Source organism: Pseudomonas kulmbachensis (assembly GCF_963681935.1).
Lineage (GTDB): Bacteria > Pseudomonadota > Gammaproteobacteria > Pseudomonadales > Pseudomonadaceae > Aquipseudomonas > Aquipseudomonas kulmbachensis.
This window is the reverse complement of the sequence record NZ_OY817088.1, coordinates 3,776,618-3,800,412: the sequence shown is the minus strand read 5'-3', so window position 1 is coordinate 3,800,412 and position 23,795 is coordinate 3,776,618. Positions and strand designations below refer to the sequence as shown.

Annotated in this window: 23 protein-coding genes; 10 read left to right on the top strand and 13 right to left on the bottom strand. The window is 59.5% G+C overall.

Annotated elements, in window-relative coordinates:
* Positions 1–17: 17 nt before the first annotated feature.
* From U5A05_RS17605 to U5A05_RS17560, 10 genes are read right to left on the bottom strand one after another with little or no spacing between them, the layout of a single operon-like run.
* Positions 18–821 carry an aspartate dehydrogenase gene (locus U5A05_RS17605; protein WP_261739188.1) on the bottom strand — a complete coding sequence of 268 codons (804 nt, stop codon included), beginning with the start codon at positions 819–821 and terminating at the stop codon, positions 18–20.
* Positions 822–831: 10 nt separating this feature from the next.
* Complete coding sequence (locus U5A05_RS17600; RefSeq protein ID WP_261739187.1) at positions 832–2,514, bottom strand: thiamine pyrophosphate-binding protein; 1,683 nt, start codon at positions 2,512–2,514, stop codon at positions 832–834.
* The gene (locus tag U5A05_RS17595; protein WP_321834140.1) at positions 2,507–3,304 is read right to left on the bottom strand and encodes an SDR family oxidoreductase; all 798 of its coding nucleotides are present in this window, start codon (positions 3,302–3,304) and stop codon (positions 2,507–2,509) included. Before U5A05_RS17595 ends, U5A05_RS17600 begins: the two co-directional genes overlap by 8 nt.
* Before the next feature lies 1 nt (position 3,305).
* Positions 3,306–4,142 (bottom strand): IclR family transcriptional regulator, encoded by an 837-nt coding sequence (locus tag U5A05_RS17590; protein WP_261739185.1) that lies wholly within the window; start codon positions 4,140–4,142, stop codon positions 3,306–3,308.
* A complete protein-coding gene (locus U5A05_RS17585) occupies positions 4,139–5,023 on the bottom strand; it encodes an alpha/beta fold hydrolase (RefSeq protein ID WP_261739184.1) in 885 nt (294 codons plus the stop codon). The genes U5A05_RS17590 and U5A05_RS17585 overlap by 4 nt, the downstream gene beginning before the upstream one ends.
* A gap of 4 nt (positions 5,024–5,027) precedes the next feature.
* Positions 5,028–5,567, bottom strand: coding sequence for a cupin domain-containing protein (locus U5A05_RS17580; protein WP_261739183.1), 540 nt, complete (start codon positions 5,565–5,567; stop codon positions 5,028–5,030).
* A 13-nt stretch (positions 5,568–5,580) separates the two neighbouring features.
* Positions 5,581–6,345, bottom strand: coding sequence for an SDR family oxidoreductase (locus U5A05_RS17575; RefSeq protein WP_261739182.1), 765 nt, complete (start codon positions 6,343–6,345; stop codon positions 5,581–5,583).
* Positions 6,345–7,121, bottom strand: coding sequence for an ABC transporter permease (locus tag U5A05_RS17570; protein ID WP_321834139.1), 777 nt, complete (start codon positions 7,119–7,121; stop codon positions 6,345–6,347). Before U5A05_RS17570 ends, U5A05_RS17575 begins: the two co-directional genes overlap by 1 nt.
* A 28-nt stretch (positions 7,122–7,149) precedes the next feature.
* Positions 7,150–8,151 carry an ABC transporter substrate-binding protein gene (locus U5A05_RS17565; RefSeq protein ID WP_321834138.1) on the bottom strand — a complete coding sequence of 334 codons (1,002 nt, stop codon included), beginning with the start codon at positions 8,149–8,151 and terminating at the stop codon, positions 7,150–7,152.
* A gap of 38 nt (positions 8,152–8,189) precedes the next feature.
* Complete coding sequence (locus tag U5A05_RS17560; protein ID WP_395247634.1) at positions 8,190–9,041, bottom strand: ABC transporter ATP-binding protein; 852 nt, start codon at positions 9,039–9,041, stop codon at positions 8,190–8,192.
* A gap of 450 nt (positions 9,042–9,491) precedes the next feature.
* On the opposite strand from U5A05_RS17560, the gene U5A05_RS17555 reads away from it, so the two are divergent.
* The 3 genes from U5A05_RS17555 (at position 9,492) to nadA (ending at position 12,036) form a co-directional block, all read left to right on the top strand.
* Positions 9,492–9,935 carry a GNAT family N-acetyltransferase gene (locus tag U5A05_RS17555; RefSeq protein WP_261739179.1) on the top strand — a complete coding sequence of 148 codons (444 nt, stop codon included), beginning with the start codon at positions 9,492–9,494 and terminating at the stop codon, positions 9,933–9,935.
* Positions 9,932–10,534: an FMN-dependent NADH-azoreductase gene (locus U5A05_RS17550; RefSeq protein ID WP_261739178.1), complete on the top strand. Its 603-nt coding sequence runs from the start codon at positions 9,932–9,934 to the stop codon at positions 10,532–10,534. The genes U5A05_RS17555 and U5A05_RS17550 overlap by 4 nt, the downstream gene beginning before the upstream one ends.
* Before the next feature lie 443 nt (positions 10,535–10,977).
* Complete coding sequence (nadA, locus tag U5A05_RS17545) at positions 10,978–12,036, top strand: quinolinate synthase NadA (protein WP_321834137.1); 1,059 nt, start codon at positions 10,978–10,980, stop codon at positions 12,034–12,036.
* 100 nt (positions 12,037–12,136) lie between these two features.
* Here the strand turns inward: nadA and U5A05_RS17540 are convergent, their stop codons facing one another.
* Positions 12,137–13,567 (bottom strand): M48 family metalloprotease, encoded by a 1,431-nt coding sequence (locus U5A05_RS17540; protein ID WP_321834135.1) that lies wholly within the window; start codon positions 13,565–13,567, stop codon positions 12,137–12,139.
* 119 nt (positions 13,568–13,686) lie between these two features.
* Here U5A05_RS17540 and U5A05_RS17535 point away from each other — a divergent pair, with 119 nt between their 5' ends.
* Both U5A05_RS17535 and U5A05_RS17530 read left to right on the top strand, forming a co-directional pair.
* Positions 13,687–13,926, top strand: a complete 240-nt coding sequence (locus tag U5A05_RS17535; protein WP_261739176.1) for a sulfurtransferase TusA family protein — start codon at positions 13,687–13,689, stop codon at positions 13,924–13,926.
* A 79-nt stretch (positions 13,927–14,005) separates the two neighbouring features.
* On the top strand, positions 14,006–15,076 hold the full coding sequence (locus tag U5A05_RS17530; protein ID WP_261739175.1) for an AI-2E family transporter: 1,071 nt from the start codon (positions 14,006–14,008) through the stop codon (positions 15,074–15,076).
* A gap of 73 nt (positions 15,077–15,149) precedes the next feature.
* Here the strand turns inward: U5A05_RS17530 and acnB are convergent, their stop codons facing one another.
* Positions 15,150–17,750 (bottom strand): bifunctional aconitate hydratase 2/2-methylisocitrate dehydratase, encoded by a 2,601-nt coding sequence (gene acnB, locus U5A05_RS17525; RefSeq protein WP_261742470.1) that lies wholly within the window; start codon positions 17,748–17,750, stop codon positions 15,150–15,152.
* Between the two features lie 406 nt (positions 17,751–18,156).
* Here acnB and U5A05_RS17520 point away from each other — a divergent pair, with 406 nt between their 5' ends.
* The gene (locus U5A05_RS17520; protein ID WP_261739174.1) at positions 18,157–18,627 is read left to right on the top strand and encodes a DUF1289 domain-containing protein; all 471 of its coding nucleotides are present in this window, start codon (positions 18,157–18,159) and stop codon (positions 18,625–18,627) included.
* A 5-nt stretch (positions 18,628–18,632) separates the two neighbouring features.
* Here U5A05_RS17520 and U5A05_RS17515 read toward each other — a convergent pair whose 3' ends face one another.
* Positions 18,633–19,496, bottom strand: a complete 864-nt coding sequence (locus U5A05_RS17515; RefSeq protein ID WP_321834129.1) for a universal stress protein — start codon at positions 19,494–19,496, stop codon at positions 18,633–18,635.
* Between the two features lie 219 nt (positions 19,497–19,715).
* Between U5A05_RS17515 and U5A05_RS17510 the strand changes: the two genes are divergently transcribed.
* The 4 genes from U5A05_RS17510 (at position 19,716) to U5A05_RS17495 (ending at position 23,752) form a co-directional block, all read left to right on the top strand.
* A complete protein-coding gene (locus tag U5A05_RS17510) occupies positions 19,716–20,324 on the top strand; it encodes a MiaE family protein (protein ID WP_321834127.1) in 609 nt (202 codons plus the stop codon).
* Between the two features lie 267 nt (positions 20,325–20,591).
* Positions 20,592–21,065 (top strand): MarR family winged helix-turn-helix transcriptional regulator, encoded by a 474-nt coding sequence (locus tag U5A05_RS17505; protein ID WP_261739171.1) that lies wholly within the window; start codon positions 20,592–20,594, stop codon positions 21,063–21,065.
* Entirely contained in the window at positions 21,062–22,537 is a 1,476-nt protein-coding gene (locus U5A05_RS17500; protein ID WP_261739170.1) for an efflux transporter outer membrane subunit, read from the top strand. The genes U5A05_RS17505 and U5A05_RS17500 overlap by 4 nt, the downstream gene beginning before the upstream one ends.
* A 9-nt stretch (positions 22,538–22,546) precedes the next feature.
* Positions 22,547–23,752: an HlyD/EmrA/EmrK family protein gene (locus U5A05_RS17495; RefSeq protein WP_261739169.1), complete on the top strand. Its 1,206-nt coding sequence runs from the start codon at positions 22,547–22,549 to the stop codon at positions 23,750–23,752.
* Positions 23,753–23,795 lie beyond the last annotated feature (43 nt).

Below are 23,795 nucleotides of genomic sequence, written 5' to 3'. Positions count from 1 at the left end.
GCAACTTGCCGCTAAATTCATATCGAAATCACATGCGCGTGGTTGCCCAAGGCGCGTACAACGCTATAAACGGTCAGCGCCGAGGTTTTCGGGTTGGCCAGTAGCGGCTTGCCGCGCAGGCTCATTTCAAAACCGCCAAAAGCTCCGCGGGCTTCGAAGTGATGCACGTTCTCTTCGCTGCTCGGGTCGGCAATCAGGGTCACCAGCGTGCGGTCCAGTCCGATCCCTGCCAGGGACAAGGTGGCCGCGACGTTGGCATTTTTTGGATAAAGCCGTGCTGCCTCACGGGCGCTGCCCTGAAAAATCACCGTGGCTTCGCTGATGCTGTCCAGGTCGCAGACCTGCTCGGCCGGGGTGTTTTTCCAGGCCCGGGCCGGTTTGCGCCCGGTGTAGCTGACCGAATCCAGCCCGCCCACCTTGGCCGCCGACAGAGCGTCGATGCCGCCGATAGCGCCGGGCAGCAACTGGATGTAGGTCTGACCACGCTCGGCAGCCGCTTCCAGGCGCTCCACCAGGCCGACCTCGGACAGTGCGCCGACCGACACCACCAGGCACGGGATGCCGCGCTCCAGCGCCGGTAGTACGTGCTCTTCGATGGCGCGGTGGCCAGCGCACTCGACCAACAGGTCAGGGCGAGCGTCTGCTGGCAATGCGGTCAGTACCTGCGGCGGATGTTTGAAACCCGCCAGGCGCTGGCGCACCAGTTCCTCGGAACCAGCCGAGGCAATAACGCAGTCGACGCACATCTGCGCATCGCTCTCCAGCAGTTCGAGTACGCCGACGCCAATCGCGCCGCAGCCAACCATGGTGATATGCAACATGAACTAGTCCTCAGGCCGTGGCTTTTTGCGCTTTGGTTTCGCTGTTGGGCGGACCGGCGAACTGGGTGGCGAAACTGCCGACGCTGAGCATGTCGACTTCCAGCAGGAACGGGCCGGGTTGCGCCAATGCACCGTCGACCACACTGGCGAAATCCTTGAGGTCGGTGACCAGCGCGTGACGCAGGTTCAGCGACTCGGCGAGCATGGCGTAATCCGGGGTATGCAGGTCGACGTAGCAGTGGCGGCTGCCATACACCGCGTCCTGAATATTGCGGATCACCCCGTAGCGCTGGTCGTTCATCAGCAGGATCACCACGTTGGCCTTCTCTTGCACCAACGTCGCCAGCTCTCCGAGGTTAAGGATGAAACCGCCGTCACCCGCCAGGGCGAAGACCTTGCGTGTAGGGTCGGTCTCGGCGGCTGCAACCGCAGCACCGATGGCCATCGGCATCCCTTGGCCAATACCGCCACCCAGTGCATGCACGCCCGAACGCGGGTGGAACAGGGTCAGCAGGCGATTGCCCCAGATGCTGTTGGACAAGGTCACGTCGCGCACCCAGGAAAAATTGCGCCCGGTCATGCCTTGCAACTGTTCAACCATCGCCGAATACGGGCCAAGGTCTGCAACCAGTTGGGCGCGGGATTGTTCGCGCACCGCCTTGAGGTCGGCGAGGAACGTCGGGTCGATTTTCAGCCGCCCTTGCAGACGATCGGCCAGGCCGTCGAGGGCCAGCGCCGCATCACCGCAGATAAACAGTTCGCTGTTGTAGCTGCGGCCTTCGATGGCCGGGTTGGCGTCGATCCGCAGGGTGTTGCGCGGCAGTTTCAGCGCGTACTTGAAGGTTTCGTTGCTGCGCAGGCGCGAACCTGCAATCAGCAGCGCATCGCAGCTTTGCAGAAATTGTTCGACCCGCTTGTTTTGCGAAAACGCGCCAAGGCAGCGCTCGTCGTCTTCATTGACCACCCCGCGGCCTTGGGTCGAGGTGATCACACCGACGCCCATCTCCAGCAGGCGTTTGACCTGCGCCCCGGCATGCCGCGCCCCACCACCGAGCCACAGCAGCGGGCGGGTAGCACTGGCCAGCCGCTCGGCCACCAGGTCCAGCGCTTCGGGCGACGGTACGGCCACGGGGATCGGCAATGGCGACAGGTCGGTGGGCATGGGGATAAAGGTCGACTGGATATCGATCGGGATCTCGACGCTGACCGGCCCGGTAGGGGCGGTGAGGGCGGTTTGCACGGCGAGCTTCAGGGTGCTGATGGCGGTTTCGACGCTGCGCACCCGGAATGCGGCCTTGGACACGGCCTTGAGCATGGTCAACTGGTCGCGGGCTTCGTGGATGTAAGCAAACTCCTGATCCAGATACGGTGTTTCGATTTGCCCGGTGATGTGTAGCAGCGGTGTGCCAGCGGTCAGTGCTTCGACCATCGCACCCGCGGCGTTACCCGCAGCGGTGCCGGTAGAGGTCAGGCATACCCCCAGGCCGCCGGTGGTGCGGGCATAGGCATCGGCCATATTGGTGGCGCCGGCTTCACCTCGGGCCATGACAAAGCGGATATTGCCCCGCGCGGCGAAGGCATCGAGGATCGGCATGTTGTGGATGGAGATCACGCCGAACGCGGCCTTGACCTCGCACTGTTCAAGAAATGCAGTGATGGCGGCGCCAACGGTGACGGTATTTTCATTACGCATGGCGGGACAGACCTCCAGAAACATCGATATGGCTGCCTGTGGTGTACGAGGACAAAGGCGAAGCCAAAAACAGGATCGCGCGGGCCGCTTCAATCGGCAGGCCCAGACGCCCCAAGGGAATGTGTTTGCGTTGCGCCAGTTGGGCGGTCCACCGGGTCCAGTCGAGCTCGCGCTCTTCCCGGGCCTCGAAGCGACGGCGCCATTGGCCTGACTCGACCAGGCCGATCAGAATGCCGTTGACTCGAATGCCCTCAGGGGCAAATTCGGTGGCCATTGAACGCACCAGGTTCATCACTCCGGCGCGGGCGGCCGAGGTGGCGACCATGTGCGGTTCCGGTTGGCTGGCCAGCAGTGAATTGACGCAGACGATGGCAGCGTCGGGCTGGCTTTGCAGCTGGGTCATAAAGGCGCGGACCGGGTTGATCACCGAGAAAAACTTCAGGTTCAACTCTTCGGCCCAGGCGCTGTCCGTGGTATCGGCAAAGGTCGAGACCCGGCCCTGGCCTGCGTTGTTGATCAAGATACTGGCCGGGCCAAGTGCTGCGAGGCTGGCGGCGGCAAAGGACTTCACTGATTCTGCGTCTAGCACATTGCACACCTGGGCAAGCAGGCGTGCTTCGGGGAAGCGTTGGCGCAAGGTGGCTTCGGCGTTGCGCAAACGTTCTTCGTTACGCCCGCATAAAGCTACGGCGGCACCGGCTTCGAGCAACAGTTCGACGCAGGCCAGGCCAATTCCCGAAGAACCACCGGTGACAATCGCGGTGCTGCCTTGCAGTTGATAGAGGCTCATCTCAATCCCTCATCAAGGCGGTGACGCGGTTGTGGCCATCGTTGGCCGCGCCGCTGTTGTAGTTGAGCAACCGCGACAGCTCGTCGGCACTGCGGCGCACTTGCAGCAGCAACTCGTTGAAGTTGACGTGGGCAATCTGCGCGGTGGGAATGGTCACCCCCAGGGCGGCAACAATCCTGCTTGACTCATCGCGCACCGGAGCGGCAACGGTGGATATCGACGACTCGAAGAAACCTTCGCCGCTGACGAAACCGCGCTCGCGGTCTGCCTGCACCATGTCGAACAGTTCCAGGGCGGTTTTTGGCGTGCAGGGGGAGTGCTGTTCAAGATGTTCTTCGGGGAACAGCTCGCGTAATTCGCTCAGTGACAGGTCTTCCAGCAGGATGCGCCCCAGCACCGTGGCGTGTGCGGGCAGGCGGGTGCCGACGTTGACTGCGCTGGAGAACACCGACGGTGGCGAGACCTTGGCCACGTACACGATGGAGCGGCCATCGCGGACCACCAGGTTGCTCGGATAGTTGACCCGGTCACACAAACGCGCGAGCAACGGTTGCCCCAGCTCGGTCAGTTCCAGCGAGGCCAGGTACTCGAAGCCCAGGCGCAGTACCGACATGCCGAGGCGGTATTCGTTGCCGCTGCGGGTGACGAAACCCATGGTTTCAAGGGTGGTCAGCAGACGAAAAATCGTCGAGCGCGGCAGGGCCAGACGCCGCGCCAGCTCGGGGGCGGTCAGGGTGCGGTTGCTGCGCGTGAACTCGCACAGCAGCAGCAAGCCGCGCTCCAGGCCCGGCACGATATATTTGTCCTGAGCGTCCTTGGGCAGTTCTGAATCTGTCATAGCGATGCACCTGTCAGGGATTGTTTGATGGCAATGGCCAGTTGGCCTGCCACCGCATAGGGTTGTTCGATAGGGCTGGCATGTCCTGCGCTGTCAATCAGGCTGAAGCTGGCGCCCAAGGTCTGGGCCAGTACCCGGCAGCTGTCGGGTGTGGTGATGCCGTCGGCGGCGCCGCAATGCACGTCGCACGGCATCGACAGCGGGGGGTGGCGCAGCAGGTCATCGCCGCACAGCAGCTCAATGGCCTGGCGATAACCCTCGGGGTTAAGCCGCGCCATGTTCCAGCGCACCCAGGCGTGATCCTTGGGGCTGGCGCCGGGTGAAAGCATGTAGGCACTGCGTTGCTCGGCCATGGCCTGAATGCCTGGGTATTCGAGGTCGGCCAGGCGTTTTAGACGCACGGCCTGGCCCTGAATCTTGCGCGATGGATGGCCATAGCCCTGGGCCGGGCTGATCAACACCAGTCGGCTTACCCGTTGTTGCTGTGCGCCGCTGGCGAAGGCCGTTGCCGTGATTGCACCAAGGGAATGGCCCACCAGCACACAACGCTCAATATCCAGTGCGTCGAGCATTTGCCGCAGGCGCTCGGCGTAGTCGGATGCATCCGGGGCCAGCGAACGTAGCGGGCTGGACTCCCCGTAGCCGGGGGCATCCCAGGCAATTACCCGTACGCGTTGCGCCAGCAACTGCGCCACCGCCAACCAGGACGCCGCGCCAGAGCCAATACCGTGCAACAGCACAATGGCTGGCCCGCTCCCGCATTCGCGCAAGCTTTGACGCCCGCCTGCGACGTCCAGCGTGCGCAGGGGGAAGTTAACGGCCAGCCTTGCTTCAAGGTCGGCGGTCAGCGTCGGGGTTAGATGATCGGTGGCGTGGAGCATGGCGTTATCCGCGTTTGATCGAGGCCAGAGGGTGCTCTGGCGGGTAAGTCGGGGTCAGCGGTTTTTTTGCGCCGAGCATCACGCACATCAACGCGTCTTCATCGCCGATGTTGATCTCTTCGCGATACACACCGGGCGGCACGGAGATCACATCACGGTCGGTGAGGATGGTTTCGAACCGCTCGCCGTCTTTCTCGATCACCACCTTGAGCGTGCCGCGCAGCACGAAGAACACTTCTTCAACGTCGGTGTGCAGGTGTGGCGGGCCTTCGTGACCGGCCGGAATCACCATGGTCGAAAAGGTGAAATTCTCTGACGGGATGGTGTTCATGTCAGTGCTCACACCCGTACCGCCGGTGCCGATGTAACGCATTTGCGCACGGCGGAATTTTGGGTCGTAGTCGGCCTGGAACTTCAGTGCGTTCCAGTCGTACTGGCGCGTTTCATAGCGGGCGATACGGCTTTTCATCCAGCTGGCGAGGTCGCTGCCGGCGGGCTGTTCCCAGCTTTTTGGGGTGTCTTGCTGTGCGGATAAATCGGTCATGGCTGTCTCCAGTTCAAGGCATGACGAACCCGCCGTTGACCGGCAGGGTTTGTCCAGTGATAAAGCGGGCAAGGTCGGACAGCGCGAACAGCACGGCGCCGCTGACGTCTTCGGGCAGTTGCGGGCGCTGTATGGCCCTGCGGTCGTTGTACAAGCGGTGACGTGCTTCGGGCACGTAGGCGGTGGCCTCGACCAGCACCAGGCCGGGGGCAATGGCATTGACCGTGATGTTGTCGACGCCCAGTTCGCGGGCCAGGCTGCGGGTCATGGCGATGATTGCGCCCTTGCTCGCGACATACGCCAACAGGTTTGGCGCGCCCCATAGCGGGGTATCGGAGGCCAGATTGACGATGGCGCCCTGGCCGCTATTGCGCAGGGCGGGCAGGCAGGCTTTGGTCATCAGCCAGGTACCGCGCACGTTGACCTGCATGACCTGGTCCCAGGTGTCGATGTGCAGCTCTTCGCAGGTTTTGCCGCCGGAGTTGGTGATCGAGGCATTGTTCACCAGCCCGTCGAGCCCACCCAGCAAGTGCACGGTTTGCGCGACGCAGGCATCGATCGAAGCGGGCTGCGCCAGATCGACAGTTACCCCATATACGTTGAGCCCTTCAGCGACCAGTTCGGCGGCTGACTGCTGCACGCGCTCGGCGAGAATATCGGCGATCACCACCTGGGCACCGGCCTGGCCAATAGCCCTGGCAAAGGCATAACCCAACCCGCGAGCACCGCCGGTGACCAGCACCCGGCGCCCTTCAAGTAACGATTTATGAGCGCTCATCATTGGGTACTCAGCATGGCTTTAGGCATGTAATGCAGGACGCGCTTCTCGGCCCAGACCACGGCGCCGTAAGCCAATACGCCGATCAGGGTGAGCATGGCGATGGCGACGAATACGCCAGCGGTATTGCCTTGGCCCTCGGCGTCGACCAGCAGGAACCCCAGGCCCTGATTGCCGCCGACCAGCTCACCCACGGTGACGCCGATCACGGCCAGGGTCGATGCGATACGCAGGCCGGAGAACAGCGCGGCCATGGCGGACGGGAACTCCACCAGACGGAAGATCTGCCAACGGCTGGCGCTCATGGTGCGCACCAGGTTGATCATGTCCGGGTCTACGGTACGGATGGCGGAGAGCACGTTGATCATTACCGGGAAGAACACGATCAGGATCGCGATCAAAATCTTCGGGTAGATGGTGTAGCCCAGCCACATCACGAACAGCGGGGCGAAGGCCACTTTCGGGGCGATTTGCAGCGCCAGAATGTACGGCGAGAGCATGGCTTCGGCGCTGGGCGATAGCCCCAGCGATACGCCAATCGCTACGCCGAGCAGTGCGCCCAAGGCGAAGCCGACCACGATCTCGAACGCGGTGATCAGGGTGTGTTGCAGCAGGCCACCGGTTTGCCACATCAGCACGCCTTCCTGGGCCACACGGCTCAGTTTTGGCATGACAAATTCGGGCATGCCGAGCAGTCCAGGGCCCCATTGCCAGAGCGCCAGAAACAGGATCAGCAGGGCGATGCTGCCGAACACGGAGTTGTTAAGGTTTTTCATCGTATGTGTACCTTGTTGTCACTGGCCGTTATTGCGCGGCTGTTGGGCTGTCGATGAACTGGTTGGTGTAGAGCTCGGCGAGCTTGGGCTCGCGGGTGACGATGCCTTCGCTGACATAGAATTGGCGCACCGCTTCGAGTCGCGCCGGATCAATGCGCCCCAGTACGGGCTGGTTGGCATAAACGTGTTCGACGTAGAGCTTGAAGATTTTCTCCAGCTCATCTTCCTTGCCGGTATAGGCCGGAACCGCCTTGGCGAACGTCACGGCGGCGGCACGTGGGTCCTGGATGATGTCGCGCATGCCCTGCAGGGTTGCCTGCACCGTGCCGCGTACAATCTGCGGGTGGTTTTTGATGGCGTCATCGGAAGCGATGATCGACTGGGCCGTGCTTTCAAAAATTTGCTCTTGCGGGATCAGCTTGACCTTCAAGCCTGCCTCTTGGGCCTGGACCACCCAGTCCGGTACACCGGCCATGGCCTGGGCCTTGTTGGCCGTGAACAACTGCCAGACCCCCGCTGGGCCTGCGGCCTGGATATTTACATCGGTTTTGCTCAGGCCTGCTTTGCGCAGCGTGGCGAGCAGGGCGTAGTAGGTGGTGTCCGAGTAGGACATCACGGTCATGGTCTTGCCCTTGAGGTCGGCCACCGAATTGATATTGTCCGCGGCATTGGTCGCGATCATCGTTACCCCGCCTGCACCCAGGATAGCCACGGCCCGCACGGGAATACCGTTGGCTCGCACCACGATCGGGGTATCGCCGATGGCGCCGCCGAGCATGGCGTTACCGGCGCCGATCTGCTTGGCCACATCCACCCCGCCCTTGGCTGCGATGAAGTTCATGTTCAAATCCTGGGCGGCGTAGTAGCCCTTTTCCTTGGCAATAATCCACGGAGCGAACGCTGGCAGGTTCGGCGGTGCCGGTAACAGGTACGTCACGTCGGTCGGTTGCGCCTGGGCGGCGAAAGCCACGCCCAGGCTCAAGGCAAGGGCGCTGGCTTGGCTAAAACGTTGAAACACAGACTTGAACATGCGGACTCCTCAAACAGGTGGGGGACGGCAGGGCGTGATCAATGCAGTTCGGTGTCGGCGCCGACTTGCAGCAACTCCATCAGGCGGCCTACCAGCGGGCCGATTTGCGGCAGCTTGCGGCGCTCCAGCGGGTTGTCGCGAAACGGCAGGTCGATGCTGATTTCTTCGATGATGGTGCCGGGGCGGGCGCTCATGACCAGCAAGCGATCGGACATGGCGATGGCTTCGATCAGGTCGTGGGTGATGAACAGGGCGGTTTTCTTTTCATCGAACAACATGCGCGCCATGTCTTGCTGCAGGATCATTTTGGTTTGCGCATCCAGCGCCGAGAACGGCTCATCGAGAAACAGCACTTGCGGGTCGATGGCCAGGGTGCGGGCCAGGGCTGCGCGTTGGCGCATGCCGCCTGATAGCTGGAACGGGTAGTGGTCGGCAAAACCGTGCAGGTGGCAGCGGTCGAGCAGATCCTTGGCCACGGCTTGGCGCTTGGCCGCGGGTACACCTTGAATCTCAAGGCCCAGCTCGACGTTGCGGCGGATACTGCGCCACGGCATGAGCAGGTCTTTTTGCAGCATGAACGCGACCTGGCGAACCGGGCCGGTAACCGCTTCACCGCCGACGAAGACTTCGCCTTCGGTGGGGCGATACAGACCGGAGCCCATGTTCAGGATGGTGCTTTTGCCGCAACCGGAGGGGCCGATGATCGACACCACTTCGCCACGGCGAATCTTGAAATTTACCTCGCGGATGGCGAAGGGGGCTTCGGACTTTCCTTTGGCCGGGAAGCACTTTCCGACATTGCGGAATTCAATTTCGGTGGGCTCCATATCTTCCTTGGGAGCGGCGTTGTTCCATTGCGGCGCGACGGCGAACATCTCTTTCACAGCCATTGGGAAGGGTCTCTGGTCTGTTTTATAGGTGATACGGTGTTTAGTGCATGAACAATGCCAAAGTATTTATGGTTAAGTTTTATGTTTGAAATCTGTTGTTAATCAGTAAGTTGAGTGTTTATTCGGTTAATTGGCTTGTTTCATATATAAAACAACGTTTCTGTTCTGGCACAAAAATGCCCATGTTCAGCGCGAGCCAAATGAAGTTGCGAGAAAGTGGTGCTTCGGTAAGTAACGGATACGCGTGTTAATTCGGGGTTTTGTTTTAAGTGCGAAACAGTCGGGACTTTGGTTGGCATCCCTGAGTGAAATCATGTGACTGCCGGGTTTGGTTACACATCGGTGGTGTAGCGCAACTATCATGGCCTGGTTGTTTAGTCGTTTTGTGGCTCTAGGTGCTATGCCGTTGCAGCTCTACAGTGGAGCTATCTATCCTTATGGCTGACCATCATGGACTTCACACTGCAACACCTTGAGGACGAACCGGCCCTGCGTGCCAGTTTTGACCTGATGCGCGTCTTGCGCCCACATCTGCGCGATCCTGCAGCCTATTCGACGCAATTGCTGCGTCAGGTGGCTCAGGGCTATCGCCTGCTGGGCGCCTGGCAGGGGCTAACCCTGGTTGGGCTGGCGGGATACCGCGAGATGGAGAATCTGATCTATTCGCGCTTTATCTATGTCGATGATCTGGTGGTCAGTCCCGATTTGCAGCGCTCGGGGCTGGGGGCCAAACTTCTGAACGGCGTTCGTGACGAGGCCGTGCGCCGTCAGTGCAATCAACTGGTGCTGGACACAGGGCTGCATATGGCTCTGGCTCAGCGTTTCTACTTCCGCCAGGGCCTGCTGGCGCATGGCATGCACTTCACCCAGAGCCTGACCGGGAAGCAACCATGAACAACGCCTTGCTGATCAACGCCAGCCCCCACGGGCACTTTTCCCACGCCAGCCGTCTGGCCCGAGAGTTATTGGCCTCGCTACGCCAACGCTACCCGGACCTGGCTTGGGTGGGGCGGGATTTGAGCGAGCAGCCCTTGCCGCCACTGAACATCGACTATGGCGCGGCACTGGCCGCACCCACTGCGTTTGATGCTCCGGTGTTCGATGTGTCCGAGACGCTGATCCGTGAGCTGGAAGCCAGTGACATATTGGTGATCGCCACGCCCATGCACAATTTCACCATTCCGGCGGCGCTAAAGCTGTGGATCGACTACGTGTTGCGTATCCATCGCACCTTCAGCGCGGGGCCAGAAGGCAAAACCGGCTTGCTCGCCGACCGTCCGGTGTATGTGCTGGTAGGGTCGGGTGGTTTTCATCAGGGGGAGCGGGCGCGGCAACCCGATTTTCTGACCGATTACCTGCGTTATGCCCTCAACACGCTCGGGCTGTTTGATATCCACTTTGTCTACTTGCAGGGACTGGTGTTTGGCGAGGAGGCGGTGGCCGCGGCACTCACGGTTGCCCGTGGGCAACTGGCCGACCTGGCGGGGCGTTAGCATTCGTGTAGTCACTGGCAAGGCCCGAAGGCTGCGAGAACAGGTGTTTGACGTTATCAATCAATAGCTGGCTCAACACCTGTGCCGGGCCTACCTGCACGCTTTGGGTGTAAAACGGCGACAGGTGTTCGTCACCGCCCAGGCACTGGGTGCTTTCAACGCCTGTTGATTGAACGGCTATCCATGCTCCGGGTTCAGATCAGTGTTTCAGAGCATAAATCTCAGTCTGGTCATTGATCCGGTCAGGGGCTGCGCCCTTCGTCTGTGCGCAGGCCGTCGCCAGTGCAACATTAAACTTTTGAATCCCAAGGATATTCTGTAGCCTTGGCGCTCTGAATAGCTGGTCCGTGCCTGATAACACACATTCTCCCGGCGGGACTTGACGGTCCGGAGCCGGTGGTACACTCGACTTTCGCGCAACAGCGCTTGCAGGTCTTGCGAACATGACGCAAATTTCTGAACGACTTCTGGTTCAAGCCCACCTTGATGCCAAGCAGCCCAAGCCGTTGACTGAGGCCCAAGCCCTCAGCCTGCGTGCGCAGATCGCGGCTGAACTAAAAGCCCGCGATGCGGTGCTGGTGGCGCATTTTTATTGTGATCCGGTGATTCAGGCCCTGGCCGAAGAAACCGGCGGATGTGTGTCCGACTCTCTGGAAATGGCCCGCTTTGGCGCGGCCCACCCGGCCAAAACGATTTTGGTCGCCGGTGTGCGTTTTATGGGCGAGACGGCAAAAATCCTCACCCCAGAAAAACGCGTGCTGATGCCCACGCTGGAGGCCACCTGTTCGCTTGATCTGGGTTGCCCGGTTGAGGAGTTCTCGGCCTTTTGCGACAAGCATCCCGAGCGCACGGTGGTGGTGTATGCCAACACTTCAGCGGCGGTCAAGGCTCGGGCTGACTGGGTAGTGACCTCAAGCTGCGCACTGGAAATCGTCGAAAGCCTGATGGATAACGGCGAAACCATTATTTGGGGGCCGGATAAGCATTTGGGCCGTTACATTCAGCGCCAGACCGGTGCCGACATGCTGCTGTGGGACGGTGCCTGCATCGTTCACGAAGAGTTCAAGTCCAAGCAGCTTGAAGACATGAAGGCGTTGTACCCGGATGCGGCGATTCTGGTTCACCCTGAGTCGCCGGAGTCGGTGATCGATCTGGCCGACGCGGTGGGGTCCACCAGCCAGTTGATTGCAGCGGCGCAAAACCTGCCGAACAAGACGTTTATCGTGGCCACCGACCGCGGCATTTTTTACAAGATGCAGCAGTTGTGCCCGGACAAGGTCTTTATCGAAGCGCCGACCGCGGGTAACGGTGCTGCATGCCGCAGTTGCGCGCATTGCCCGTGGATGGCGATGAACACACTGGAGCGCACGCTGGAGTGCTTGCAGCAGGGCAGCAACGAAATCTTTGTTGACCCGGCACTGGTGCCTCACGCGATTCGCCCGCTCAAACGCATGCTGGATTTCACCCTGGCTGCGCGTTTGAAATTGGCGGGGAATGCCTAGTTTTATTGTGGGAGCGAGCCTGCTGGCGATGCAGGCGGTGCGGTTTGTCTGGATGACTGCCTCGAGGCTATCGCGAGCAGGCTCGCTCCCACGTGAAGCATCAGTTCATCATCTCTTTAAGCGCCCGCTCCTGATCCATCAACTCCCGCTTGCGCGCGTCCAGGCGCGAGGACAGCTGGAAGTTGTTGGTCAGCTTCTGCGCGAAGTCCAGTTGCTGGATGGCCTGGCGATAGTCGCCCACCAAAGCAAAATACTCGGCACGCGCTTGATGCAGGCCGATGATATTGCCCGACAAACCCCGCGTTTCGGCCACTGAGTACCAGACATCCGGGTCATCGGGGCGGCTTTTGAGCAAGGCTTCAAGAGCCTTGTCGGCTTCCTTGGGATTATTTTGCTTGAGCAGCAAATCAACTCGGGCCTGGTTGAGCGGGTAGTTGCCCGGATAGAGCGTGCGCATTCTGTCGATGCGCTGCTGGGCTTCGGCCAGGCGATTGCTGTCCATATCCAGCTCAATCTGCGCCAGGTTGTAGGTGATGTCGTTCGGCGCCTTTTCCAACAGGGGCTTGAGGGTCTCGCGGGCTTCGTTGAACTGGCTGCTTTTGATATGGGCAATCGCGAGACCATAACGGGCTACGTCGTTTTTCGGGTTTTCATCCAGTTGCTGGCGAAAGCGCTTGGCGGCCAGGCCCGGGGTTTCTTCGTAGTTGAGTTGTACCCGGGCGCGGATCAGTTGATAGCGCAGGCTGTCTTCGGTGCCGCCCACTCTGGCCTGTTCGGCACGGTTGCGGGTGTCGGCGATACGCGACTCGGTGACCGGGTGAGTCAGCAAAAACTCGGGTGGCCTGCCGTCAAAACGGTATTGGCGCATCAGGCGCTCAAACATGGTGGGCATGGAGCGTGGGTCGTAACCGGCTTTTTCCAGGTTGAGAATACCGATCCGGTCTGCTTCCTGCTCATTCTGGCGCGAGAAGCGCCGCTGCTCTTGCAGGGCTGCGGCTTGTGTACCGGCGATGGCGGCGATCCCGGCGTCACCTGCGCCGGAGGCCGCAACGATGATCCCGGCGAGCAGGGCGGCCATCATCGGCAATTGCATGCGCTGCTGGGCTTCTACGCCGCGGGCAAAGTGGCGTTGCGACAAGTGGGCCAGTTCGTGGGCCATTACCGAGGCATATTCGCCTTCGGTCTGGGCATTGAGAAACAGGCCGCCGTTAACCCCGATGATCCCGCCGGGCGCGGCAAAGGCGTTGAGTTGCGGGCTGTTGATCAGGATGAATTCCAGGCGCCGATCCTGCACCTGGCTGGTTTCGACCAGTTTGTAGACGCTGGTTTCGACGTAATCCTTGAGTTGCGGGTCGTTGAGTTGCGACACCTGGCTGCGCAGCATGCTCAACCAGGCTCGGCCCAATTGGTACTCTTGCTGCGGCGAGACGATGGACGAACTGGCGTCACCCAGAGACGGTAAATCGTCGGCGAAACTCGGTGAAGCGAGCAGGCAAGCGAGCGTCAACAGGGTAGGGCGCAGAAAAGTCATGCACAGAGCTCTAGTCGGTAAAGCGCTTACTGTAGCTGGACACTGGTCTGACGACCAGTGGCGGGTCTGCTTGGGGTATTCTAGCCGGCATAAAAAATGCCCCTCTGGAGAAGTACGTAATGACTGATGCGTTGGCCCATGATGCCGAACTGGACGCCGCGGGCCTGAATTGTCCGTTGCCGTTGCTCAAGGCCAAGATGGCGCTGAACAAAATGATCAGTGGGCAGGTCCTTAAGGTGGTCGCCACGGATGCGGGTTCGCAACGCGACTTTCGTACCTTCGCACGCCTGGCTGGGCATGAGCTGCTGCGTGAGGAAGAGGATGCTGGCACCTATCGCTACTGGTTACGCAAGGCTTGAGTCCTGATTGACTTCAACTGTGGGGGCGGGCCTGCTCGCTCCCACAGAGAAGCACCGTACTTTCTTCTAAGGAATACCGATGTTCAAGGTTTTACGCGGTTGGGTGCAGCGCTATTTCTCCGATGAAGAGGCGGTGGTGCTGGCGGTTTTGTTGGTGCTGGCTTTTACCGCCGTGCTCACATTGGGCGGCATGTTGGCGCCGGTGCTGGCGGGCATGGTGCTGGCGTATTTGATGCAAGGCCTGGTCGTTGCGCTGGAACGCATGCGAGTACCGGCTGCGGCGGCGGTCGGGCTGGTGTTTGCGTTGTTCATGGGGTTGTTGCTGGTGTTCCTCGTGGTCGCAGTGCCCTTGCTTTGGCATCAGTTGATCACCTTGTTCAACGAGTTACCGGGCATGCTCGCCAAGTGGCAATCGCTGCTACTGCTGTTGCCCGAGCGGTATCCGCATCTGGTGTCGGATGAGCAGGTACTGCAGGCCATCGAAGTGGCCCGGGGTGAAATCGGCAAGTTTGGGCAACTGGCACTGACCTTTTCGTTGTCCAGCTTGCCGCTGTTGGTCAACATCATGATTTATCTGGTGCTGGTGCCGATTCTGGTGTTTTTCTTCCTCAAGGACCGGGCGTTGATTGGTCGTTGGGTGCGCGGTTACTTGCCCCGTGAGCGGGCATTGATTACCCGGGTGGCCGAGGAAATGAACCGCCAGATTGCCAATTACATTCGCGGCAAGGTCATTGAAATCATTATCTGCGGCGGCGTGACTTATATCGCCTTTGTCACCATGGGCCTTAACTACGCGGCTTTGCTGGCGCTGCTGGTGGGGATCTCGGTGGTGGTGCCGTATGTAGGGGCGGTGGTGGTGACCGTGCCCGTGCTGTTGATTGCGTTGTTCCAGTGGGGCTGGAGCGACCAGTTTATCTACCTGATGGCGGTCTACGGGATCATCCAGACTCTGGACGGCAATGTGCTGGTGCCGCTGCTGTTCTCCGAGGCGGTAAGCTTGCACCCGGTGGCGATCATTTGCGCGGTGTTGTTGTTTGGCGGCTTGTGGGGTTTCTGGGGGATATTCTTTGCGATCCCTCTGGCGACGCTGTTCAAGGCGGTGCTCGATGCCTGGCCGCGTGAGCAACAATTAGTGGCTCCACTACTATAAACAGCTGAATCCCGAACATGAAAAAGCCCCGGCTCTTAAGTACAAGCCGGGGCTTTTTCGTTACTGCATCAGCTTACGCTTGAATAACCGGGATATTGGCATTTGCAGCCGCTTCACGGAATTCGGCGATCTGATCAAAGCTCAGGTAGCGGTACACGTCCGCTGCCATGGTGTTGATCTCTGCCGCGTAGACCATGTACTCCTCGACGCTTGGCAGGCGACCCAGGATCGAGGCAACCGACGCCAACTCGGCCGAAGCCAGGTAAACGTTAGCGCCGTCACCCAGACGGTTCGGGAAGTTACGGGTCGAAGTCGACACAACAGTCGAGTTCGGCTCTACACGTGCCTGGTTACCCATGCACAGCGAGCAGCCCGGCATTTCCATGCGCGCGCCTGCTTTGCCGAAGATGCCGTAGTAGCCTTCTTCGGTCAGCTGGTGAGCGTCCATCTTGGTCGGAGGCGACAGCCACAGACGAGTTGGCAACTGGCCTTTGACCTTGTCCAGCAACTTGCCCGCAGCGCGGAAGTGGCCGATGTTGGTCATGCACGAACCGATGAACACTTCGTCGATTTTCTCACCGGTAACGGTGGACAGCAGACGGGCGTCATCCGGGTCGTTCGGCGCGCAGAGCACAGGCTCATTGATGTCAGCCAAGTCGATTTCGATGATGTGCGCGTATTCGGCGTCAGCATCGGCTTCCATCAGTTCAGGGTTGGCTACCCAGGCTTCCATCGCTTGAGCACGACGCTCAAGGGTACGAGCATCGCCGTAACCTTCACCGATCATCCAGCGCAGCAGGGTGATGTTGGAATTCAGGTATTCGGTGATGGACTCTTTGGACAGCTTGATGGTGCAGCCAGCAGCCGAACGCTCTGCCGAGGCGTCGGACAGTTCGAATGCCTGCTCGATGCTCAGGTTGTCCAGACCTTCGATTTCCAGGATGCGACCCGAGAATTCGTTGATCTTGCCTTTCTTCTCGACCGTCAGCAGACCCTGTTGGATTGCGACGTAAGGAATGGCGTGTACCAGGTCACGCAGGGTGATGCCCGGCTGCATTTCGCCTTTGAAGCGAACCAGAACCGACTCAGGCATGTCCAGTGGCATAACGCCAGTGGCTGCTGCGAACGCTACCAGACCGGAACCGGCCGGGAACGAAATGCCCATTGGGAAACGAGTGTGGGAGTCGCCGCCAGTGCCGACGGTATCCGGCAGCAGCATACGGTTCAGCCAGCTGTGGATGATGCCGTCGCCCGGACGCAGTGATACACCGCCACGGGTCATGATGAAGTCAGGCAGGGTGTGGTGGGTGGTCACGTCGATCGGCTTTGGATAAGCCGCGGTATGGCAGAACGACTGCATTACCAGATCAGCGGAGAAGCCCAGGCACGCCAGGTCTTTCAGTTCGTCACGGGTCATTGGACCGGTGGTGTCCTGAGAGCCTACGGTGGTCATCTTCGGTTCGCAGTAAGTACCTGGACGAACGCCAGTTACGCCGCAAGCCTTGCCAACCATTTTCTGCGCCAGGGTGAAACCCTTGGTGCTTTCAATCGGAGCTTCAGGCTTCTTGAACAGGTCGGCAGGGCCCAGACCCAGTTCAGCGCGAGCCTTATCGGTCAGGCCACGGCCGATGATCAGAGGGATACGGCCACCAGCGCGAACTTCGTCCAACAGCACCGGGGTCTTCATTTCGAAGGTGGTGATGACTTCGTCAGTACCGTGCTTGCAGACTTTGCCAGCGTGCGGGTACAGGTCGATCACGTCGCCCATGTTGATGTTGGAAACATCGAATTCGATTGGCAGTGCGCCAGCATCTTCCATGGTGTTGTAGAAGATTGGAGCGATTTTGCTGCCGAAGCAGAAACCACCGGCACGCTTGTTCGGTACATAAGGAACGTCGTCGCCGAAGAACCACAGTACGGAGTTGGTAGCCGATTTACGCGACGAACCGGTACCGACCACGTCACCGACGTAGGCAATCGGGAAGCCGGCGTTGCGCATTTCTTCGATTTGCTTCATCGGACCGATGGAGCCTTGAACGTCCGGCACGATACCGTCGCGAGCCATTTTCAGCATGGCCAGGGCGTGCAGCGGGATATCAGGGCGCGACCAGGCGTCCGGTGCAGGCGACAGGTCGTCGGTGTTGGTTTCGCCGGTGACCTTGAACACGCGCAGGCTGATTTTGTCAGCCAGTACTGGGCGGTTCTTGAACCACTCGCCGTCAGCCCAGGATTGCACTACAGCTTTGGCGTGGGGGTTGCCGTTTTTGGCTTTTTCAGCGACGTCGTGGAAGGCGTCAAACATCAGCAGGGTGTGCTTGAGTTGCTCGGCGGCAACCGGTGCCAGCTCTGCGTCGTCCAGCATCTCAACCAGAGTCACGATGTTGTAGCCGCCTTGCATAGTGCCAAGCAGTTCAACAGCGCGTTTTTTGCTGATCAAAGGAGAGGTAGCTTCGCCCTTGGCAATCGCTGCCAGGAAGCCGGCTTTTACGTAAGCAGCTTCGTCAACACCCGGCGGAATGCGGTTGGTGATCAGGTCTACGAGGAATTCTTCTTCGCCGGCTGGCGGGTTTTTCAGCAGCTCAACCAGGCCTGCGGTTTGTTCGGCGTTAAGCGGCTGGGGAACGATACCCAGTGCTGCACGCTCTTCGATATGTTTGCGGTAGGCTTCAAGCACAGTTATTACCCTCATCATTGGTCCCAAATGGGTGTCCGGGACGCGCATCCAGGAATGCCGAGCACTCATGCGCTGCGGGGCTTTTTGAGCCGCTTAGCCAGAATTGCAAGGATTCCCAACAGAAGCTGTTTTCAAAGTTTTACGCCTTCCGAACGGGGGGCATGATGAATGTTGGTGCGGGTATCTGCAGTGCAAACACCCCTCACCAACACCGTTCTTCGGGATCAACTGTGCTCGTGACGCTTTGAAAACAGCTTCTAACGGACATTGGCGCCTTAAAAGGCAGACCGATTCTACGGTAAAAACTTGTTAAAGGTAAGTTAGGCCCTGAAGGTTGAGGGGTGATCTGCGTTAGACAAAGGGCTAACATGGGTGCCTGTTTCGTTCTGCAGTGCTCTATTTCGCCATGTCCAATCAAACCATCAAGACTCCCTGCATAGGCCTTTGCTCAACGGTTTACGGCGACCTCGTGTGCCGTGGTTGCAAGCGTTTCCACCATGAAGTGATCAATTGGAACGGTTACAACGAGGAAGAAAAGCGCGCTGTATGGCGCAGGCTTGAGCAGCTTTTGGTGCAAGTGATGGCTGGCAAGGTAGAGGTTTTTGATCGAGCCACGCTGCGCGACCAACTGGTGGCGCGCAAGATCCGCTTTGTGCCCAACCAGTCCGAATATTGCTGGGCCTACCAGCTGATTGCCCGCGGTGCGCGGGTGATCAATCAGCTGGAGCTCTACGGCATGGTGCTATTGCCGGAGTTTCGTGGTTGGGCTCTGCCCGAGTTGCGTGACGCCATTGATCGGGAATTTTTCCTGCTGTCCGAAGCGCATTATCAGCGCTATATCGCCCCTGGTTTTTTGCAAGAGGCCTTTGGCGAATAAGCCGATCAGCTCTTGCTCGCCAGTTCTTCCAGGTGCTCGATCATGTCATCGGGCTTGAGCACCAGGATGTCGCTTTCCAGCTTGTCTATCACCACTTCAGCAGTATTGCCGATCAGTGCGCCCGAGAAACCGGTGCGCGCCACTGTGCCCATCACCGTCACTACCGCGCCCAGAGCTTTGGCGACCCGTGGAATAATCACGTCTGCCGGGCCTTCCTCGATATGCAGGCGGCTGTCATCAATTTCACATTGCTGCTGAAACACCTTGCACTCGGCCCGGTAGGTTTGTTCCAGCTGGGTATCCAGGGGGTAAGCTGCGTCGACCGCTGCCAGCATTGGAGCGGGGTGAGCGCTGACGACATGAAATTGCGCACGGGCCATGCTGGCGATGCGGAAGCCGTGGTCGACAATGCTTGAATGCAGGGCCATATGCTCAGGATCGTTGTTGCCCACGTCTACGGCGGCCAATATGACCCCGTGCTCCCAGGATTCTGCGGTTTTGGCCAGCAGTACCGGGCTCGGGCAGTAACGCAGCAGTTTCCAGTCTTCGGGAGTCAGCAGGACTTTTTTCAGCGGGTTATCCGGCACGTGTTGCTTGATCACCAATCCGCAATTGTGAGCTTGCTGCACCTTGATGATGGTTGCGTGCTGGCTTTCATGCCAGGCCTGCTCGCTGCTGACGCTGTAGGCTTCAGTTTTCAGGCTGCTTTCAAGCACGCTCAGCAGGGCTGAGTGGTCATGCTTTTTATCGCAAATCAACAGATGCAAGTGCGCCTTGGTGTGGCAGGCGATATGTTTGGCACGTTTGAGTGCGAGGCTTTCCATCAGATGGGGCTCGATGACGACCAACAGGGTGTTAATGCTGTGCATGACCGGTGACTCCACAAGTAATAAAAGCGGCTTGCATTCACTATAGTTGCTCTGCAGTTGTACCCGTGTTGATGCATATCAAGTTACGCCGTTGGTGCTGCGCTCCGTGGCCCGTATAATCCCTGGCTCGCCTCAATTCAGTTTTGTGAGCCTCATGTCAGCGATTTTTCAAAACACTGCCGGTTTGCCGTGCAACCCCCAACGGTCGGGAGCATGCGCGTGATTCTTCCTGAAATTCATCAGTTCCTGGGTTGCCGCACGCCTGACGGCTGGATCGCGGCGGCGTTGGCTGATCAGGAAACTTTGCTGATCGATCACAAAAACTGTGAGTTCAAGGCTGCGAGCACAGCGCTGAGCCTGATCGCCAAGTACCATTCCCATGTTGACCTGATCAATATGATGTCGCGTCTGGCCCGTGAAGAGCTGGTGCACCACGAGCAAGTCATGCGCCTGATGAAAAAGCGCAAGATCGAGTTGCGCCAGCTGTCGGCCGGGCGCTATGCCTCGGCGCTGCGCAAAGTGGTGCGTAACCACGAGCCGGTCAAACTGGTAGACACATTGGTGGTAGGTGCATTTATCGAAGCCCGCAGTTGCGAGCGTTTCGAAGCCCTGGTGCCACATTTGGACGAAGAACTCGGCAAGTTTTACTTCGGCCTGCTCAAGAGCGAGGCGCGGCATTTTCAGGGCTACCTGAAACTGGCCTACCAATATGGTGATGCCAAGGATATTGCCCAAGTGATCGAGCGGGTGAGGGCGGCGGAGCAGGAGCTGATCGAGTCGCCGGATGTCGAGTTCCGTTTCCATAGTGGTGTGCCAGCCGCCGCTTAAACTTCGTAGAGCTGCCGAAGGAACGAGGCTGCGTTCGGCGGCGAAGCCGTCGTAAAACCTGAAATCGCGGTCTGTCAGTTAAATCGCGGACTCAGGTTTTACGATCGCTTCGCAATCGAACGCAGCCTCGTTCCTTCGGCAGCTGCTACGGGAACTGTAAAAATACCAACGACCAGATAGATAGCCGCCTAATAATCGGCTTGACATTAGCTGCCTAGACAGTAATATTTCGAAACATTACTGCCTAGGCAGCTTCCTGGTGCTCTGATGAAACATTTCCATCCCGATAACTTCCAAAACTGCACCCTGGGTTTGCTCCTGGGGCGTACGGCCATGCTCAAGGACAAGATCATCGACCGCCATATGGAGCCTTACGGCATCACGGCGGCGCAGTTCAAGGTGCTGATCATCATGGCCCAGTTTGACGTCGACACTCCGGCCGAGCTCTGCCGCCACCTGTCGCTGGACAGTGGTTCGATGACCCGCATGCTGGATCGTCTCGAGCAAAAAAAACTGCTGGTGCGCCAGCGTTCCGAGGCCGATCGGCGCCAGGTTCAACTGGTGCTGACCGATGATGGTCAGGCGCTCGCCAGCCTGCTGCCGCAGATTGGCGCCGATGCGATGAATCAGCTGGCAAGCGCCATTAGCCCGCAAGAGCTGCAAAGCCTGGAACAGATCCTCAAGAAAATACTGTTGGCAGCGGGTGATCCGATCACTGTCATGCGCTTAGGTGAAAAATGAGCCACAAAACGCTGCGTACAGGCCTGAGCCTGGTATTTACGTCGATGGTGCTGGCCGGTTGCGCCAGCTACAGCGGTTTGAGCACCGTGGGCGTGAGCCAGGATGCGAAAAACCTTCACGCTGCCCGAACGCTTGACGGCGTGACGCTCAGCCCGGCGGCCTGGCCTGAAAAGGACTGGTGGAAGCGTCTGGGTGACGGGCAGCTTGATGGTTTGATCGAGGAAGCATTGCGCGACAGTCCGGATATGCAAATAGCCAGTGCCCGTGCGCATCAGGCAGCGGCTGCAGCCGGTGCCGCCAATGCGGCACGCATGCCAACCCTGGATGCCGAGGCTGATGTTTCGCGTTCGCGCTTGTCGCGCTCCCAGGACCCTACAGGTCAGGGCGGTCGGTACGACACGCTGCGCGATGCCAGCCTGACATTTAATTACACCTTCGATCTATGGGGCGGCCAACGCGACGCCTGGGAAGCAGCATTGGGCGAAGCCCGTGCGGCCACAGTTGACAGTCAGGCCGCGAGCCTGACCCTGGCCGCCGATGTGGCGCGGGGCTATAGCAGCCTGGGGCATGCCTTTATTGTGCGAGACCTGGCCAAGGATGACCTTGAGCGCACCGGTAAATTGCTCGATCTGAGCAAGCGCCGCCTGCAGGCCGGTATCGACAGTCACTATCAGTATCAGCAAACCGAAAGCCTTGAGGCCAGCTCCCAGGAGCAACTGATCAACGCTGAAAAACAACTCAAAAGTGCGCGCATCGCGCTGGCGGTGTTGTTGGGCAAGGGGCCGGATCGCGGGGTCGAGATTGCTCGCCCGAAAATTCTGGCGCCGAGCGCCGTAGCGTTGCCGAGCACCTTGCCGGCTGAGTTGCTGGGTCGTCGTCCCGATCTGGTGGCGGCGCGCTGGCGAGTGGAGGCGGCGAGCAAGAATATTGCGGCAGCCAAGACCCGGTTTTATCCCAATCTGAACTTGAGTGCGGCGGCGGGTACTCAGTCGTTGCTGGGCGATGCCTTGTTCGGCTCTGCCAGCCGCTTCCTCAATATTGCGCCGGCCATTTCGTTGCCGATATTTGATGGCGGGCGCCTGCGTGCAGGGCTGGATGCCGAAGATGCCAATTACGACCTGGCGGTCGCGCAGTACAACAAAATACTGGTGGGCGCGCTTGGCGACGTCAGCAATACCCTTGCGCAACTAGGTGCAGTGGGGCAGCAAATCAATGCCCAGCAGCGGGCCACCGATATCGCTCAGGATTCGTTCAATACCGTGTTGCAGCGCTACGGCTCGGGTGTCGGTAACTACCTGGATGTGCTCAGCATTGAACAGCAATTGCTTCAGGCCCAACGCCAGTTGGCGGACCTGAATGCCGAACAGATCGACCTTTCGATTCAACTGATGCAAGCCCTGGGCGGTGGATTTCAGCCCGGTAACCCGGTTGCGGCCGATTCCACTGAAGTCCTCGCTGGCAGAAAATTTTAGGTACCCGTCATGGCCACTGTGCAAACACCGAATGAAACGCAACAAACCCAGGACGCTGGCAACCAGCGTAAACGCAAGCTCTGGCTGAGCGGCCTGGCAATTCTGGTCATCCTGCTCGGGCTCGGCGTCTGGGCCTGGCAAGAGCTGTATGGTCGCTGGAGTGAAAGCACCGACGATGCCTATGTAAATGGCAACGTGGTTGAAATCACGCCGCTGGTCACCGGAACGGTGGTGAGCATCGGCGCCGATGATGGCGATCTGGTTCATGAGGGCCAGGTCCTGCTCAACTTCGATCCGAGCGATGCGCTGGTTGGCTTGCAAAGCGCCGAGGCCAATCTGGCTCGTACGGTGCGTCAGGTTCGAGGCCTGTTCAGTGACGTGAAGGGCATGAAGGCTCAGGTCGCAGCGCAAAAAGTCGAAGTGCAGAAAAACCAGGACAACTACAACCGCCGTAAAAGTCTGGCGGCGGGCGGGGCTATTTCCCAGGAAGAGCTGTCCCATGCCCGGGATGATCTGTCTTCGGCGCAAAGTGCCTTGCGCAATGCCGAGCAAAAACTCGATACCACCAGTGCGCTGGTCGATAACACCTCCGTGGCCAACCACCCTGATGTGAAGGCGGCGGCTGCCCAGTTGCGTCAGGCGTATCTGGCCAATGCCCGCTCCACCTTGATTGCGCCGGTCACAGGCTACGTGGCCAAGCGTACTGTTCAGTTGGGCCAGCGGGTTCAGCCTGGCACTGCCCTGATGGCGGTCATTCCGCTGAATCAGCTGTGGATTGATGCCAACTTCAAGGAAACCCAGCTGCACAAGATGCGTATCGGCCAGCCGGTGGACATTGAGTCGGATATCTACGGCAGCAGCGTGAAGTACAGCGGCACCATCGACAGCATTGGTGCCGGTACGGGCAGCGCATTTGCTCTGTTGCCTGCGCAGAATGCGACGGGTAACTGGATCAAGATCGTGCAGCGGGTGCCGGTGCGCATTCATATCAATGCCGATGAGTTGGCGGAGCATCCGCTGCGGGTCGGCTTGTCGACGACCGTTGATGTGAACCTGCGAGATCAAAGTGGCCCGGTACTGGCCCAGCAACCGCCGCAAAGAGCTTCGTTCACCACCACTGTGTACGCGCAGCAATTGGCCGACGCCGAAGCTCTGATAGCGCACTTGATTGACAGCAACAGCGCAGGTACTGGCGACATGGCCGCCCAACGCTGATTCGCCAATCCATAAGCCCCGCCACACAGGCGGGGCTGCATCC